Raw genomic sequence first — 16296 nt, 5'->3', positions numbered from 1 at the left:
TTGACATGGCATTATTTGAAGGCTATGAGCGTCGCATAGATAAAATCAACGGCGTATTGAACGAGTATGGTATCGCTTCCGTTGAGGAGGCCGGAGATATCTGCAGAAAAACCGGTATTTCTCCTTATGACATCGTAAAGTCCATTCAGCCTATCGCATTTGAAAATGCCGGCTGGGCTTATACTGTGGGGTCTGCCATCGCTGTCAAAAAGGATGTCAGATCGGCGGCGGAAGCGGCGGAAGCCATCGGCATCGGACTCCAGAGTTTTTGCATTCCCGGCAGTGTGGCGGAGGACCGCAAGGTTGGGCTGGGTCATGGAAATCTTGGTGCCATGCTGCTGCGGGACGAAACAAAATGCTTTGCCTTCCTTGCCGGACATGAGAGCTTTGCAGCCGCCGAAGGCGCCATTGGTATCGTGAAAAATGCAAACAAGGCCCGCAGGGAACCGCTTCGCGTCATTCTCAACGGACTTGGCAAGGATGCGGCACAGATTATCTCCCGCATCAATGGTTTTACCTACGTGCAGACACAATTCGATTATGCTGCCGGTAAGATCAGCGTTCTGCGCGAGATTGTCTACTCCAGGGGGGAACGGGCGCAGGTACGCTGCTACGGAGCGGACGATGTACGCGAAGGCGTGGCGATTATGCACCTGGAAGGTGTGGACGTGTCCATCACCGGGAATTCCACAAATCCCACCCGATTCCAGCATCCTGTTGCCGGAACCTACAAAAAGGAGTGCGTGGAGCAAGGGAAAAAGTATTTTTCCGTAGCATCGGGAGGCGGCACGGGCCGCACGCTGCATCCGGATAATATGGCAGCCGGTCCCGCTTCCTACGGAATGACCGATACAATGGGGCGTATGCACTCGGACGCACAGTTTGCCGGCTCCAGCTCTGTTCCGGCCCACGTGGAAATGATGGGCTTTCTCGGTATGGGGAACAATCCAATGGTTGGAGCTACTGTTGCCGTGGCTGTTGCAGTTGCAGAGGCATTGAGGAATTGAATACCTTTGGAAACTGTTTATTGGTTGGCGCAGGAGGAATGCTGGGGACGATGGGACGCTACAACCTTCTCCACCTTTTCCCTGGAAGCTGTACAACTGCTCCAAAACGACGAACCGGCCGTCGCCCTTTCCTATATGGTACTGAGTGTCACTGCGTGTACCGCTGCCGTTGCCGGGGCACAGGCTCTCGTTAAGTAAATAAAGAAACGGGAAAGAAGTTCTCCCATGGCGAAAGCCAAACTGCAAAAAGCTGATGACTTCTGTAACAGGAGAAAGCATCGGCTTTTTTATATTCCAGGAGGGAGTTTTTATGTTTTACAGTATTCTGTTTCCTGCACAGGAGCATTTTGAAAAGCCGCAACAGGTCAAAGCGCCAGCCTGTTTTACGGACTTAAACCTTGATCAGATATTTGGGCCTGTCTTTCAGTCCATAGAAGAATTTGATCTGGAGGAATATTTTTATACACCGCTGCAGGATCCGGGTGTTCTGAACTATAGACAGGATGTCATGCGGGAGTTGGAGAAGGAAGAACTTCGTATTTTGCTCGTTGATTTTTCCAATTCGGCTTATTGGACAGGAAAATACATGAAGGAGATCCGTTCTTCGCTGAACTCCGGGGACAGTTGGCGCAACAATTATCTTACACGGGGGCAGATGTTGGATTATGCGGACCGATATTGCCATACGGTTTCCGTCCTTAATGATGCGTTTTCCAAACAGACTTTTCATTCGGAGGGTCTTCGAAGTTTTGCGGGATATCTTGCTGCATACTGCATGTCGGGTGATTTTACGGAACTTTACAGTCATGTAAAACGACTGCGTGACGAATTTTCCACTGTGAAATATTGCATGCTCATCAAAAATGGCACCATACGGGTCCGCAAATACGAGGGACAGGCAGACCACTCAGAGCAAATTCTCAGGACTTTTGAAAGATTCCGTCAGAGCGTTGCGAAGGATTACCGGCATAAATTTACGGAAGAGCCCTATGCCAATCATGTGGAAGCAGCCGTGCTGAATATGGTCGCAGGGCTTTACAAGGATATTTTTGCAGACTTAAATCACTTTTGTTGCAGATTTTTTCAGTTTGAGGATGAAACAATTCTGCGCTTTTCCCGGGAGATATGGTTTTATCTGTCATGGCTGGCTTATGTCCAGCCGCTCCGGCAAACAGGCCTGTCCTTTTGTTATCCGAAGATTTGCGACAAGCCGGATCATCTCCATGATTTTGATTGCTTTGACCTTGCACTGGCGCAAAAGAAATCCGGGAAAATTGTAGTCAATGATTTCAGGCTGGATGCACCGGAACGGGTTATGGTTGTTACCGGGCCCAATCAGGGTGGGAAAACAACCTTTGCCCGCGCCTTCGGCCAGGTACACTATCTTGCCTCTCTGGGTCTGTGCGTGCCGGGTCGTGAAGCGTCCCTGTACCTGTTTGACAACATTTTTACCCATTTTGGGCGGGAGGAAGACTTGTCTGCATCCAATGGTAAGTTGCAGGATGATCTGGTACGACTGCATGATCTCTTTGACAAAGCTACCCATCGAAGCATTATCATTATCAATGAGATATTTGCTTCCACTACCCTGTCCGATGCCCTGCTGCTGGGCGGTCTTATGATGGATACCCTGGCTGAGTTGGGTGCACCTTCCGTGTTGGTAACCTTTCTTGATGAGCTGGCTTTACACGGGCAGGAAACGGTCAGCATGATGAGTATGGTGCGGAAGGACGATCCGACCCGGCGGACCTTTAAAGTCGTCCGGAAACCGCCGGATGGTCTTGCTTATGCCGTTCATATTGCCGGGAAACACGGACTCACCTATGAACAACTTTGCAGGAGGCTGAAGAGATGAAGGGAAATCTGATGTTCCGGGACAGGGATTTAAATTTGAAAGCGGAGCCCTGTTTTGGAAAGAATATTCTAACCGAAGATCTGCAGCTGAAGCGCATGCTGCATGTTATGGCACAGGGCGACGAAACTATTTATGCAGCATGTGATACAGCTCTTTTTTGCCCCCTGCAATCGGCGGAGGGAATTCGCTACAGACAGGAAAACCTGAGGGATGCACTAAGAAATCCGGATGCTGTGCGGCGGCTCTATGAAATTACAGTCGAAACAGAAAAGAAAAGAAAGGATTCCTGGCATTGGCTGTCTTCCGCTTATCTGTCCAGTACTTTATCAAGCGCCGTTGAGCTCATGAAGATCTATATCGGGATGCTTATGAAACTGCGCCGGGTTGCAGACAACTATCTTCCGGACTTTCAATCGGAAGGCTTTCGGAATTTACTGACCGGGTTTCAACGGGAACTGAACGACGATTACCTTGCCGAAGCCCATGCTCATTTGAAGGATCTGCAGGATGGGGACGGCCTACTGATCAGTGCTGTACCCGGGAATACTCTGCAGGGGATTCATTATGTGCTCCGTCGGAAAAATCGAAAGGGGTTCTGGTGGAGGTGGCGCTTTGCTCCTTCCTATACCATTGCTCACCGTGACGATGCCGGGGCTGCAGATCTCGAGCGGCGCTGCGGGCGCGCCGCCAACGAAGCGACAAATGCGCTGGCACAGGCAGCAGAGCATATGGAACATTTCTTTGCCACACTGCGCGGTGAGTTGGCGTTTTATGTCGGATGTTTGAATTTGGCGGATGTTTTGGGGAAGCTGGGAATGCCCATTACTTTCCCAAGTCTGCTTTCCGTAAACAGCAGGGACCGTTCCTGGATGGGCTTGTATGATGTAAGCCTGGCATTGGCGAAAAATGCAACAGTGGTTGGCAATGACCTGAAAGCTGCCGGCAAGCAACTGTATCTTATCACCGGTGCAAATCAGGGCGGGAAAACTACATTCCTGCGAAGCATGGGGCAAGCGCAGCTCATGGCTCAATGCGGGATGTTCGTGGGGGCAAAGGGCTTTACTGTCCCGATTCGCAGCATGGTTCTTTCTCATTTTAAGAAGGAGGAGGATGTCACCCTGCAAAGTGGTAAACTGGAGGAGGAACTTATCCGCATGAGTGAGGCAGCTGACCACCTGGGGAAAAATGCGCTGATGCTTTTTAATGAATCCTTTGCTGCTACCAATGAGCGTGAGGGATCAGAGATCAGCAAGCAAATCACAAAGGCGCTTGTCGAAAATGGTGTGGAGGTCTTTTCGGTAACGCATCTTTACAGTTATGCCGCTGCATTTTCCGGCAGCAGTCAAACACAGTTCCTGCGGGCACAGAGGCTGGATAATGGGGAACGTACCTTTCGTATGATATCGGGTGAGCCATTGAAAACAGCTTTTGGCGAGGATTTGTACCGAAAAATATTTGTATGAATTATTTTCAACTGTAGAAGTGAGAATGACGGGATTGTATTGGCCTGTGCATTTCATGGCGTGGTGTATTGACAGACTTCCTGATCCACATTATACTGAAATATGAGCTGTTTCCTGCAAAGATATCCGTTCCGGAATAATGTTGTTGCATACCAGGTATCCGGATGGCTGGCAGGCTTTCCTGTATTTGGAGGCGGGACTTTCGCAGGAATGCAGAATAGAATGGAAAAGCAGAAAATGTCCGGCCCGTTTTGGGGCCGATTCATTCAGGGCACCGAAAGGTTTAATAGGGAAAGCGGTGAAAATCCGCTGCAGCCCCCGCTACTGTGAACGGAGACAAATCCTGATATCCACTGGCAGTTCCTTTGCCGGGAAGGAGGGAGGAGAATGACCCGTCAGCCAGGAGACCTGCCCGGATGAAAAAATGCAGTCCTTCGGAGGGAAGGAAATAGGCATGGGATTACGATCATACCAGGACTATGTTCCTTTTGAAGGAGTATGGTCTTTTTTATTTGCAATACAGCCGGAGGATCAAACTCCATAGCAAGAAGAAGGAAAATAAAGGAAGGGCAATTAAGGATAACAGGGAAGGAGTGTTAAAATGGAAGGCCTGGTCCATATTTATACCGGTGACGGAAAGGGAAAGACCACAGCTGCCGTTGGCCTGGGGCTCCGCGCATGGGGCAGGGGAAAGAAAGTCCTGATGGTACAATTCCTGAAAGGAATGGAAAGCGGAGAGCTGACTGCCATTGATAAACTGGGAGAAGGATTTACAGTGAACCGGGGCAGATTCATGAGCAAATTTACCTGGGATATGAGTCAGGAGGAGCGAAAGAAATCAGAGGCTCTTCAGAACCAGCAGCTGGAATATGCTCTGAAGCAAATGAAGACGGATCAATGGGACATGCTGATTCTGGATGAGATCATGGCGGCCATTACGACCGGGATGGTGCGGCAGGAGGATGTTCTGGCGCTGATTGAGGACAAACCGGATCGGCTGGAGCTTGTTCTGACCGGACGGAATGCTCCGGGCCAACTGGTGGACGCAGCCGATTATGTTTCCGAGATACGGGAAGTGAAGCATCCATTTCAGCGGGGGATTGGAGCCCGGTTGGGAATAGAGAATTGAAGAGTATTCTCCCAGTCTGCGTGGCACAACAAAAGGCAGGGATCAAATATGGAATCCGGGATGAATCCATGATGGAAGGAATACAGGAAAATCTCAGGATAACAGAAAGGGAGACAAAAAATGAGAAGAACAAAGAAAGAGGCAAATCCATCGAGGTTATTATCCATCCTGATGGCTTTCCTGCTGATGTTTACCGGTTTGCTGGCCGGCTGCGGACAGGACAGTGACAAAAAGGGGAACGATGGTGCCGGCGGAACAAAAATAACGGAAACAAAAAAACAAAGTGAGAGTGCAGAGACAATTTATCCCTTCACCATTACCGATTCCTTTGATCGGAAGGTAACGCTGAAAAAAGAACCTCAGAAAGTGGTTTCCATCTCTCCTGCCGTTACGGAAATTGTCTTTGCTCTCGGGCAGCAGGATAAGCTGATCGGCCGGACGGATTACTGCAGCTATCCGGAGGAAGCTGCGCAGATTGAGTCCATCGGGGATCTGATGAGCCCCAATATCGAAAAAATTGTGGATATGGAACCGGATGTTGTGATCGCTTCCGCCCATTTCCAGAAGGAAGTGCTTCAGAAGCTGGAGGACGCCGGCCAGACGGTTGTGATACTGTACGGGGAAGAAAGTTTTGACGGCGCCTATGAAGCAATCGGAAAAATCGGAGGCCTTTTCAATGCCCGAAAAGCCGCATCCGGGATCATAGATGATATGAAGGCAACGGTTGCGGATGTGGAAAAGCGGGTGGAGGGAAAGGAAAAGCCAAGTGTGTACTATGTGGTGGGATTCGGAGAAATGGGAGATTATACTGCCGGAAAGGATACCTTTGTCGGTCAGATGATTGAGATGGCAGGCGGAAAAAATGCAGCCGATGATGTGGAAGGCTGGAATTACAGTCTGGAAAAACTTCTTGAAAAAAATCCGGATGTTTTGATCTGCTCCAAGGCCGACCATCACAAGGAGCAGTTGAAGACGGCCAACGGTTATCAGGATCTGGATGCCGTGAAGAACGGCAAAATACTTGAAATCGACAAGAATAAGCTGGAAATTCAGGGGCCGAGGCTGGCGGATGGTCTGAAGGAGATCGCCAAATACATTCATCCGGAAGCTTTTAAATAGAAGAGAAACCGAGGAAATTGCCATGACTTTTTTACAAAAGAAGAAACAATACGGGATCCTGTTTCTGATCGCTCTGATTGTCTTGTTTTTCCTGATGATTTTATCCGGCACCCTGGGGGCCGCAGACATTTCCTTTCTGGAATCCCTTCGCATTATGGTATCGGGGGTTCCCCTGCTGCGCCGGCTTGCGGATGTCGGTTCCATACGTTCTTCCTCCCGTATGATACTGTGGAATGTGCGGCTGCCGCGTATTTTCCTGTCGGCCCTGATCGGGGCCGGGCTTTCTGTTGTCGGCTCCACCTTTCAGAGCATGTTTCGGAATCCCATGGCGGATCCCTATATTCTCGGCATTTCATCCGGCGCATCTGCCGGTGCCACGGCAGCCATTGTCCTGGGATGGGGCGGAATGGTGGGCGGCATGGGAGTTATCGCCCTGTTTGCCTTTGCGGGAGCTCTTCTGACGACTTTGCTGGTCTATCGGATTGCCAGAATCGGAAATCGGATTCCGACGCTGGGACTGATTCTGGCTGGAGTGGCGGTGGGTTTTTTCCTGTCTTCCCTGGTCAATATCATGATGTTCTTTCATCGGGACCAGATGGATCGGATCGTCATGTGGACCATGGGCAGCCTGGCGACAGCCACCTGGAGTCAGGTGAGGATTCTCTTTCCGGTGGTGCTGTCGGGCTCCGTCGTTCTCTTTGCCTTTGCAAGAGATCTGAATGCCATGTCCACCGGAGAGGAAACGGCAAAAAGTCTGGGCATTGAAGTGGAAAAGGTGAAAAAGCTTCTGCTGGCGCTCTCTTCCCTTATCATCGCCTGCTGTGTCTCCACTGCCGGCGTGATCGGATTTGTAGGCCTGATCGTGCCCCATTCCATTCGACTGGTACTGGGATCTGACCAGAGAGCGGTAATTCCGTTTTCCGCGGTGGCGGGGGCTGTTTTTCTGGTGCTGTGCGATACTTTGGCAAGGAATCTGATTCCCCCGTCTGAAATCCCTGTTGGGGCTGTGACTTCGCTGTTTGGCGCGCCGTTCTTTGTGTATCTGCTGCATCGGAACAAAAAGAAGGTGATGTGAGTGGAATCCGGGAATCAGGAGAAAAGCACAGATCCGGCACAATATCCGGTGGCGGTCCGTGACCTGAGCTGGAGCTACGGCGGCCGGCGGGTTCTTTCCGATATCACTTTGTCTTTTGAAGAAGGAAAGCTCTACAGCATCATTGGTCCCAACGGATCGGGCAAGACAACCTTGCTCCGGAATATTGCAAAAAGCCTGGAGCCTGCAGCCGGTTCCGTTTTCCTGAATGGTACGGACATTATGGATTTGAGCACCCGGGATGTGGCAGGAAAGCTTTCTGTTGTTCCGCAGAATACCTATATTGATTTTGATTTTACCGTCCGGGATATCGTCCTGATGGGGAGAAACCCCTATATCAGGCGATTGAGGTCCGAAAGCCGGGAGGACATGGCTGCTGCGGAGCACGCCATGCGATTGACCAACACCTGGGATTTCAGGGGAAAGAGCATCAATGAAGTCAGCGGCGGCGAAAGGCAGAGGGCTCTTGTCGCAAGGGCCCTTGCACAGGATACGGCCGTCATGCTGCTGGATGAACCGGTGTCCCAGCTGGACCTGCACCATCAGATTGAATTGATGGACATGGTGCGCTCCCTGACGCAGGACAGAAAGCGCACCGTCATATCGGTGATGCATGATCTCAATCTGGCTGCCCGGTACAGCGATTTCCTGATCCTGCTGAACGAAGGACGGATCGTTTGCCAGGGCACTCCCTGGCAGGTCCTGACCAGGAAAAACATTGAGACGGTGTATCGTCTGGACAGCTGCATTGTAAATAACCCCGTCACGGGAAAGCCCTATATCATTTATGCAAAGGGGATTTGACAAAAGCAGTGGAATTCGTGGATAATGAGGGGGGAAACCGGAAACGGAATCCTGACATCATTATATGGCATAAATGGTCAGAGAGGAGAAAAGCATCATGAAGGTTCAAATTCTGGGGACAGCTGCAGCAGAAGGAATTCCGGGGATATTCTGCAACTGCCCTGTCTGTGAGCATGCACGGAGGGCCGGCGGCAGGGAGATCCGTACACGGTCACAGTCCATCATCAATGACAAATATCTGATTGATTTTCCGATGGATTCCTATCTGCATTCCCTGAGGTATCATATTGATTTTCATAAAATTCAACATATTATTATAACCCATCCCCATGATGATCATTTTTATCCCAACGATCTGGAATATCGGCGGCCTCCGTTTGCCTATTCTGCGGAGGGCTCCTGTCTCAATGTGTATGGACCAGGCTCCCTGAAGGAAGAGCACCCTGAATTTCCTTCGGAGGCAAGCAGGGATTACATAAAGGTCCACTATTGGGAGGCTTATCATACCTATCCGGTGGGTGAGCTTCGTGTGACCCCCCTGACGGCGCGGCATGACCAGAGATTCGAATGCTTTGTATACATAATCGAAGCGGGTGGAAAGCGGCTGTTTTACGGACATGATTCCGGTTTTCTTCCGGAGCGGAGCATGGAGATGGTCCGGAATACACATCTGGACTGTGCATTTTTTGATGTGACATCCGGGCGGTCCAGGGACGGAAAGTACCATATGGGCCTGGAGGATGACATCGGGATGCGGGACGATATGAGAGCGGCCGGCTGTGTGGACGAAAACACGGTATTTGTCCTGAACCATCTGTCCCATAACGGCAGACTGACCCATGAGCAGCTGGAGAAAGCTGCTTCGGAAAATGGATTCCTGGCAGCCTATGACGGATTTACAGTGGAGTTCTGAACTTTGAAGTATAAAAAAAGCACCTGCAAAGGTGCTTTTTTTATAAGAGGTACGGGGATGGTTATGAATTGATTACAGTGTCCTGTTTTTGGTCCGGCTTCTTTTCATTCTGTGTCTTGTCCGGCACGGACTCGCTGGCGGATACGGCTTTCCCCTTTGCAGTCTCCAGATTTTCCTTTGGGATGGATCCGGAACGGATCAGGGCAAACTTTGCGCAGGCAGGTCCGATCAGCTCATACAAAACCGATGAGGACAGGATGATGGTCAGAAGCATGTTGCCTTCTGCGCCCGGCAGGATTCTCTGTCCCAGGAAAGCGAGTCCTATGGCAACTCCGGCCTGAGGGGTCAATGCCATCCCCAGATAATTCCGTACGGATTTCGGCGACTTTGCCACCACGCATCCCAGATAGGCGCCAAGATATTTTCCGATAATCCGAATGAAGAAGTAGGCTACTCCAATCACTCCCAGGGTTTGAAAGGAGGTGATATCCAGGTTCATTCCGGATATGACGAAAAACAGGGACAAAATAGGCGGTGTAAAGTTCTCCATCTGATCATACAGCTGTTTATCCTTTGTCATGTTGATATACGTAGTGCCAAATACCATGCAGGCAAGCAAGGGAGAAACATCGACGATTGCACACAAACCTGCAATGCCGAGAAGCAGCGAGATGGTCAGTATCAGACGATTGCCCTCGCTTCGATCCGGCGTCATCAGCTTGCTCAGTATCAGTCCGCATACAAAACCGAGCACCAAAGCACTGATGTTATAGAGGATCGGCAAAATGATATCCCATGTGGAAAGATTTGCTCCGGATTCGGCGCTGACCACAGCAGAAGCGATGCTGAAGGCAATCAGACACACGGCATCATCAAATGCGGTAACCTGCAGCAGGGTATTGACAAAAGGCCCCCGCGCATGGTACTGACCAATGGTAACCATGGTGCTGGCAGGCGCCGTGGCTGTGGCAATGGCTCCCAAAAGCAGGCTGAAGCTCCAGTCCAGATGAAACAGAAAGCGCAGGGACAGGGCGATCAGGACTCCGGGGATCAAAGACTCCAGCAGGGTAATCGCGATGATGCCGATGCCGGTTTCCCTGAAGGACTCCTTTACAAAAAACCGTCCGATGCCAAATGCAATAAATGACAGGGCAATATCACTGACGAAGCCCATTTTACCGACCATCTCCAGCGGAATCAGCTTCAGGACATAGGGCCCGATCAGGATGCCGGCAATGATGTAGCCTGTGACGTTGGGAAGCTTTGCCTTCTTTGTAATGCGGGTAAGCAAAAAACCGGCCAGCAGTATTATGGATAATGTTAAAAGAACCGTTGTAGTATTATTTAATTGACTGAATGGATAGACCATCGACGTACACTCCCTAAATAGAAATAATTTATAATATATCAAAGTATCCAACAGGTGTTCCCTCAGACTGTTCAAGCCAGACAGGAATTCTTGCGATATCGTTGAACTTATGTTACTATTATAGTTGCCTGATAGCATAAAGTAAATTTATGAATTATTAGCAGTCAATAATGATATGTTATAAAGAAGGGGAAACGAATGATTGATCCAAAACTGTATACATTGCTGGCAGTGGTTGAGTATAACAGTTATACCCGTGCGGCAGAGCATCTTTCCCTGACGCAGCCGGCTGTAACCCAGCATATCAAACAATTGGAAAAGGATCTGGATATCAAAATATTCAATCGTGTCCGGAACAAGATAAAGCCCACAAATGAGGGGTATATCGTCATTCAGTATGCCCGGCGGATGATCAGTCTGTATGAGTCCATGAAACAGGACATCGAGGATGAACAGCATCATATCCGCCGTCTGACCGTTGGAATGACACACACGTCGGAGAGCAATGCTGTAGCAGAAGTGCTGGGCAAATTCAGTGCAAAGAGTCCGGGCACCAACATAACAATAGTCACTGACTCCATAAATAATCTTTATAAAAAGCTGAAGAATTATGAGCTGGATCTGGCTGTTGTGGAAGGGAGGATCGAGGATGAAAGCATCCATTCCCTGCTGCTGGATACCGATTCTCTGGTGCTGGTGGTATCGAATAACAATCCTCTGGCAAAAAGAAGCATGGTAACCATCGACGAGCTGAAACAGCAGCCGTTGATTTTACGCAGTCCGTCCTCCGGGACCAGGAATCTTTTTACGGCGAAACTGGAAAGCCATAATCTGTCTCTCAATGATTTCAATGTTATCATGGAAGTGGATAACATTGCAACGATCAAGGATCTGATCCGGCGGGATATCGGCGTTTCCATCCTCTCCCGCAGTGTGTGTCTGGATGAGCTGAAGAAGGGGAAGATCACGGTTCTGCCTATTGAGAATCTCAGTATGATACGGGAAGTCAATATTCTGTATCACAATGATTTCAAGCATGTGGATATCCTGCGCAATATTATGAAGGAATACAGAAAGGTAAAAGGGTTCTACGCTTCCTAGAAATATGATATAATTTTGCCAGACAAAGGCTTCCTGCCCCTATATCGGGTAATGCTCCCATGGGCAGGGGGACAGGCAAGGTTCCATATTGCATTTTGTGAGATCTCCTATATAATTTTTGTGAGATCTCCTATATAATATTGAATGAAAAGTCTGAACACAAGAATGCTTGCGAAAGGGGTACAAAAGTGACGGAGAAGGAAATCAGGGCAAAAGTTCAAAGCTTTCTGCAGAAAAACGGAATGGACCATGAGAGCATGGACTTTATGAAGGAATGCAGGACATTCCTGCAGGATATGCAGAAAGGGCTGGATGGAGATGAGGGTTGTCTGGATATGCTGCCCACCTATATTCCCATGACGGAAGATATCCCATCCAATGAACCGGTGATTGTAATGGATGCGGGAGGGACCAATTTTCGGATCGCTGTGGTTTCCTTTGATGCGAACAAGGAACCTGTCATTGATGATTTTGAAAATTATCCCATGCCCGGAGCCGGAGAAGAAGTGGACCGGGATGAGTTTTTTCATACGGCAGTGGAGTATTTGAAACCAGTGATCCACAAGAGCAATAAAATCGGATTTTGCTTCTCCTATCCCACCGATATCCTTCCCAACGGGGACGGCAGATTAATTCGTTTCAGCAAGGAGATCCGGGTTCAGAATATGATCGGACAGTCTGTGGGGGCAGGGATCCTGAAGACGCTTGAAAGCGAAGGAGTGACGGAGCCGAAGCGTATTGTCCTGCTGAACGATACTGTTGCCACCTTGCTTGGAGGAAAAGCAGCTTTTTCCAGAATGCATTATGACAGTTTTGTGGGCTACATCCTGGGTACCGGCACCAATACCAGTTATATTGAGGAAGGTGCAAATATCGGGAAGCTTCGGGAAGCACGCAGGAGCTACGACACCATGGTGATCAATATGGAATCCGGAGCCTATGCGAAATCCCCGTCCGGAAAGATCGACGGGGAATTTGACGCAACCACTGTGAATCCGGGGGAGTCCACCTTTGAAAAGAAGATTTCCGGCGCCTACCTGGGAGGCCTTGCATACACCCTGCTACGGGACGCTGCGGAGGAAGGAATGTTTTCGAAAGCACTGACCAATGCCATCCGGAGCATTCTGACACTGAGCACCAAGGAGGCCGACGATTTTCTGCATGCCCCTTATGGAGACAACCTGCTGGCCGGTTTCTGCAGTCCGGATCCGGAGGAAGGAAGGAATGATCGTACTGCCCTGTATTTCTTGATAGATTCCCTGATTGAGAGAGCGGCCAAGCTGTCTGCTGTCAATCTGTCCGCTGTTGTTATGAAGACCGGGAAGGGAAAGGATCCCGCAAGGCCGGTGTGCATTACGGCAGATGGTTCCACTTTCTATAAGACAAAGGATTTTCCAGGCAGGGTGGAGCGCTATATGAAGACCTGGCTGAATGACAAGCTGGGACAGTATCATACATTTGTCGAGGTAAAAAACGCCAATCTGACCGGCTCCGCGATTGCCGCCCTGGCGAAACTTTAATTTCAGCCAGGATGGAAAACAGCAATTGAAAAGCAGCAATCACCGTTTTGTGAAAAGCGGACCCTGGACGGAAAGGACATTGGAGGTTTTTGATTGAACAATCCCGGATCGGAATATGAGAAAAGAACAAAAGAGTACCAAAAGCAAGGGGAAGATCAAACATCCCGGTTGAATCGGATCAGCAATTTCCGACTGCTGACGGCACTGATTGGGTTCGGCGGATCTTTGTATCTGTATTTCCGAAAAGAAGAAGCGCTGGGCATTGCCGTATTTCTGCCTGCCATGCTGCTGTTCCTGTATCTTGTTGTCCGGCATAACCGCCTGAAACATGAGCAGGAGCGTATCGATGTTCTGAGGAAGATCAATGGGGATTCCCTGAAACGGCTGAATGGGGCATGGAGGACGTTTGAGGATATCGGCGAGGACTATCGGGATCCGGAACATGACTTTTCAGAGGATCTGGATGTGTTTGGCCGGAATTCCCTGTTTCAGTGGATGAATACGGCAAAAACCTTTGCCGGCAGGAATGCCCTGAAAAAGCTGCTTACCGATCCGCCCAAAAAGCCGGAGGAAATCCGGGAACGTCAGACAGTGGCAAAGGAACTGGCCGGGCTTCTGGACTGGCGGCAGCAGCTGCAGGCGGAGGCGCTGCTTTCTGCAGACAAACTTCAGGATCCACAGCCGTTTTATCAATGGGTACAGCAGCGCAATCCCCAATATCACAGACGTGTTGTCCGCTGGCTGATTCAGGGTCTGCCGCTGCTGCTGATTCTCTTTTTCACAGCTGCCTTTGTATTTCCTGCTTTTCCTTTTTTCATTCCCTATCTGGTTCTTCTCCTTCAGATGGGACTGACGGCTTATCATTATTCAGAACGAAGGCAGATCCTGGACGTGGTCGCCCCCTTTCTCGGCAATATCAAAATGGATCGGGCCATGCTGGGAAAAATAGAAGATCAGGAATTCCATTCCGCGTATTTAATTAAGCTGCAGCAGAGACTGCGCAATGAACAGGGCGAAACGGCATGCCGCCAGATCAGGAGGCTGGAAAGAATCATGGACCGGACCGCCGTCCGGTACAGCCAGTTATATTGGCTCATCAACATTCTTTTTCTGTGGGACTATCAATGCATGTTGGTATTGGAGAAGTGGAAGGAACAATCCGGCGATCGGATCCGGGACTGGATCGAAGCATTGGGGGAGATGGAAGCACTGTGCAGTCTGGCCGTCCTGTATTACGATCATCCGGACTGGGCGGTGCCAAGGATTTACGGGGACGGCCGTTCCCTTCTGTTTGCTGCGGAAGCGGGGCATCCGCTGCTGCCGGAAGACAGGGTATACAACGACATAGACCGGATGAAAAGTGGACAGGTCTTTCTGATCACCGGTTCCAATATGTCGGGGAAAAGCACGCTGCTGCGTACTGTCGGGATCAATCTGGTACTGGCTTATGCGGGTGCTCCGGTCTGCGCGAAGGAGTTTCATTGTACGGTATTTAATCTTTATACCTCCATGCGGGTCCGGGATGATCTGGAAGGCAGGATTTCTTCCTTTTACGCGGAGCTTCTTCGGATCAAGCGAATGATTGAAGCGGCAAAGAGGGGCGAACCGGTCTTTTTCCTGTTGGATGAAATCTTCAAGGGGACCAATTCCCGGGATCGGCATACCGGAGCGCGGATTTTGATCAAGCTGCTCAGCTCGGAAGGAGCCGTCGGCTTTGTGTCCACCCATGATGTGGAGCTGGGGGATCTGGAAAAGGAGGACAGCAGAATCCGGAACTATCATTTCCGGGAATATTACCGGGAAGGGAAACTCCTTTTTGACTACAAACTCCGGAAAGGCGTTTCCAATACCCGGAATGCCGTTTATCTGATGAAGATGGCAGGAATGGATATCCCCGAAGCGGAAATGAATGCGCTGTCCGCCGGCCCATCGGATACCAGGGAATAAACCCATCTATCGGGATCCTGTCACGGCAGAGTTTGCTGCCGGACTTTCGTATGTCTGGAATTTTAACAGGCCGAATTTTAACAGACCACTTGTCAAAATGCAATGACCAATCCGCCCTGATTCGCATAGGTGGAACTGAGGCCTCCCATTTCCGCAATGATAATGTCCTTGAAGGGGTATCTCTTCTGGATCTCTTCCTTCAGTCTCTGCGCCCTGTGAAGACAGTTGCAGTGCGAGATGCCCAATACCTTGTCCTCCAGATGGGTTCCTTCCTCCCCTATAACATCGATCAGGCGCTGAAACGCCCTTTTGTAGCCCCTTACCTTGCTGACCAGGCGGATGGATCCGTCATGGGCGCCCATGACGGGCTTGATGGAAAGAATGTTTGCCGCTTTGGCTACAATGGGATTCAGCCTGCCGGCCTTTGTCAGGTTGTCCAGGTCCTCCAGCAAAAAGAAGGTCTTCATCTCTTCAATATATCGGGTGACCTTTTCCACGATTTCGGCGTTTTCCAGATTCTTCTTTATATATTCATGAATTTTAAGATGAACCATGGTTTCGCCGATTGCAGCACTTTTGGAATCAAAAACGTGGATAAATTTATCACTGAGCTCTTCCCGGATGATATTTTTTGCCTGTACGGCGGCATTATAGGTCCCGCTGAGCCTGGAGGAAATGGTGACGACAAAGACATTGTCACCTTCCCGGAACTTATCCATAAAATCCTGAATGGACGGGCAGGAGGTTTTCGGATGGCTTTTGTATTCCTTCATGGCTTTAATATATTCCCTGATGTCCAGGCTTTTATCATCTTTGTATATTTTTTCACCCAGGCGCATGGTGAGCGGAATCAGCTCAACGCCTGTTTTTTTCTGTAAATCCTCTGTTACATCACAGCTGCTGTCTGCCAATATTTTAAATTTCATTCCTTCACCCCTTTTTTCAAGTCGGTATACTCCATTTTAACATGAACCTG

14 protein-coding genes and 2 riboswitches are annotated in these 16296 nt (G+C 49.7%); of the genes, 12 read left to right on the top strand and 2 right to left on the bottom strand.

Features of this window, described 5'->3' with window-relative positions; all coding sequences use genetic code 11:
* Nucleotides 1-5: 5 nt before the first annotated feature.
* The 9 genes from QBE55_02235 to QBE55_02195 all read left to right on the top strand — a co-directional run bounded on the left by QBE55_02235 (nt 6) and on the right by QBE55_02195 (nt 9383).
* On the top strand, nt 6-1007 hold the full coding sequence (locus QBE55_02235; GenBank protein ID WZL79009.1) for a GGGtGRT protein: 1002 nt from the start codon (nt 6-8) through the stop codon (nt 1005-1007).
* A gap of 6 nt (nt 1008-1013) precedes the next feature.
* Nucleotides 1014-1205: a hypothetical protein gene (locus QBE55_02230; GenBank protein ID WZL79008.1), complete on the top strand. Its 192-nt coding sequence runs from the start codon at nt 1014-1016 to the stop codon at nt 1203-1205.
* 1 nt (nt 1206) lies between these two features.
* A riboswitch (Fluoride riboswitch) is annotated at nt 1207-1277 on the top strand.
* A gap of 40 nt (nt 1278-1317) precedes the next feature.
* Nucleotides 1318-2862 carry a hypothetical protein gene (locus QBE55_02225; protein ID WZL79007.1) on the top strand — a complete coding sequence of 515 codons (1545 nt, stop codon included), beginning with the start codon at nt 1318-1320 and terminating at the stop codon, nt 2860-2862.
* On the top strand, nt 2859-4325 hold the full coding sequence (locus QBE55_02220; GenBank protein ID WZL79006.1) for a DNA mismatch repair protein MutS: 1467 nt from the start codon (nt 2859-2861) through the stop codon (nt 4323-4325). The genes QBE55_02225 and QBE55_02220 overlap by 4 nt, the downstream gene beginning before the upstream one ends.
* 252 nt (nt 4326-4577) lie before the next feature.
* Nucleotides 4578-4756, top strand: a riboswitch (cobalamin riboswitch).
* 170 nt (nt 4757-4926) lie between these two features.
* Nucleotides 4927-5454 carry a cob(I)yrinic acid a,c-diamide adenosyltransferase gene (locus QBE55_02215; protein ID WZL79005.1) on the top strand — a complete coding sequence of 176 codons (528 nt, stop codon included), beginning with the start codon at nt 4927-4929 and terminating at the stop codon, nt 5452-5454.
* 120 nt (nt 5455-5574) lie between these two features.
* Nucleotides 5575-6573, top strand: a complete 999-nt coding sequence (locus QBE55_02210; protein WZL79004.1) for an ABC transporter substrate-binding protein — start codon at nt 5575-5577, stop codon at nt 6571-6573.
* Nucleotides 6574-6595: 22 nt separating this feature from the next.
* A complete protein-coding gene (locus QBE55_02205) occupies nt 6596-7648 on the top strand; it encodes an iron ABC transporter permease (GenBank protein ID WZL79003.1) in 1053 nt (350 codons plus the stop codon).
* Nucleotides 7649-8470 carry a heme ABC transporter ATP-binding protein gene (locus QBE55_02200; GenBank protein WZL79002.1) on the top strand — a complete coding sequence of 274 codons (822 nt, stop codon included), beginning with the start codon at nt 7649-7651 and terminating at the stop codon, nt 8468-8470.
* A 97-nt stretch (nt 8471-8567) separates the two neighbouring features.
* Nucleotides 8568-9383 carry an MBL fold metallo-hydrolase gene (locus QBE55_02195; GenBank protein ID WZL79001.1) on the top strand — a complete coding sequence of 272 codons (816 nt, stop codon included), beginning with the start codon at nt 8568-8570 and terminating at the stop codon, nt 9381-9383.
* Nucleotides 9384-9444: 61 nt separating this feature from the next.
* Here the strand turns inward: QBE55_02195 and QBE55_02190 are convergent, their stop codons facing one another.
* Nucleotides 9445-10752 (bottom strand): cation:proton antiporter, encoded by a 1308-nt coding sequence (locus tag QBE55_02190; protein ID WZL79000.1) that lies wholly within the window; start codon nt 10750-10752, stop codon nt 9445-9447.
* A gap of 198 nt (nt 10753-10950) precedes the next feature.
* Between QBE55_02190 and QBE55_02185 the strand changes: the two genes are divergently transcribed.
* The 3 genes from QBE55_02185 to QBE55_02175 all read left to right on the top strand — a co-directional run bounded on the left by QBE55_02185 (nt 10951) and on the right by QBE55_02175 (nt 15320).
* Nucleotides 10951-11853 (top strand): LysR family transcriptional regulator, encoded by a 903-nt coding sequence (locus QBE55_02185; protein ID WZL78999.1) that lies wholly within the window; start codon nt 10951-10953, stop codon nt 11851-11853.
* Between the two features lie 188 nt (nt 11854-12041).
* Nucleotides 12042-13373, top strand: coding sequence for a hypothetical protein (locus QBE55_02180; GenBank protein WZL78998.1), 1332 nt, complete (start codon nt 12042-12044; stop codon nt 13371-13373).
* Nucleotides 13374-13466: 93 nt separating this feature from the next.
* A complete protein-coding gene (locus tag QBE55_02175; GenBank protein ID WZL78997.1) occupies nt 13467-15320 on the top strand; it encodes a hypothetical protein in 1854 nt (617 codons plus the stop codon).
* A 92-nt stretch (nt 15321-15412) separates the two neighbouring features.
* On the opposite strand, the gene QBE55_02170 is transcribed toward QBE55_02175, so the two are convergent.
* A complete protein-coding gene (locus tag QBE55_02170) occupies nt 15413-16246 on the bottom strand; it encodes a DegV family protein (protein WZL78996.1) in 834 nt (277 codons plus the stop codon).
* Between the last annotated feature and the right edge of the window lie 50 nt (nt 16247-16296).

This window comes from Eubacteriales bacterium mix99 (genome assembly GCA_038396605.1).
Classification (GTDB): domain Bacteria; phylum Bacillota; class Clostridia; order Caldicoprobacterales; family DTU083; genus UBA4874.
This window is presented reverse-complemented; position numbering and strand designations above follow the sequence as displayed.

Bases quoted from the DNA above. Each gene is read 5' to 3' on its own strand.
- QBE55_02205 (WZL79003.1), top strand. From the start codon at position 6,596: ATGACTTTTTTACAAAAGAAGAAACAATACGGGATCCTGTTTCTGATC.
- QBE55_02170 (WZL78996.1), bottom strand. From the start codon at position 16,246: ATGAAATTTAAAATATTGGCAGACAGCAGCTGTGATGTAACAGAGGAT.
- QBE55_02210 (WZL79004.1), top strand. From the start codon at position 5,575: ATGAGAAGAACAAAGAAAGAGGCAAATCCATCGAGGTTATTATCCATC.
- QBE55_02195 (WZL79001.1), top strand. From the start codon at position 8,568: ATGAAGGTTCAAATTCTGGGGACAGCTGCAGCAGAAGGAATTCCGGGG.
- QBE55_02185 (WZL78999.1), top strand. From the start codon at position 10,951: ATGATTGATCCAAAACTGTATACATTGCTGGCAGTGGTTGAGTATAAC.
- QBE55_02225 (WZL79007.1), top strand. From the start codon at position 1,318: ATGTTTTACAGTATTCTGTTTCCTGCACAGGAGCATTTTGAAAAGCCG.
- QBE55_02190 (WZL79000.1), bottom strand. From the start codon at position 10,752: ATGGTCTATCCATTCAGTCAATTAAATAATACTACAACGGTTCTTTTA.
- QBE55_02215 (WZL79005.1), top strand. From the start codon at position 4,927: ATGGAAGGCCTGGTCCATATTTATACCGGTGACGGAAAGGGAAAGACC.
- QBE55_02220 (WZL79006.1), top strand. From the start codon at position 2,859: ATGAAGGGAAATCTGATGTTCCGGGACAGGGATTTAAATTTGAAAGCG.
- QBE55_02235 (WZL79009.1), top strand. From the start codon at position 6: ATGGCATTATTTGAAGGCTATGAGCGTCGCATAGATAAAATCAACGGC.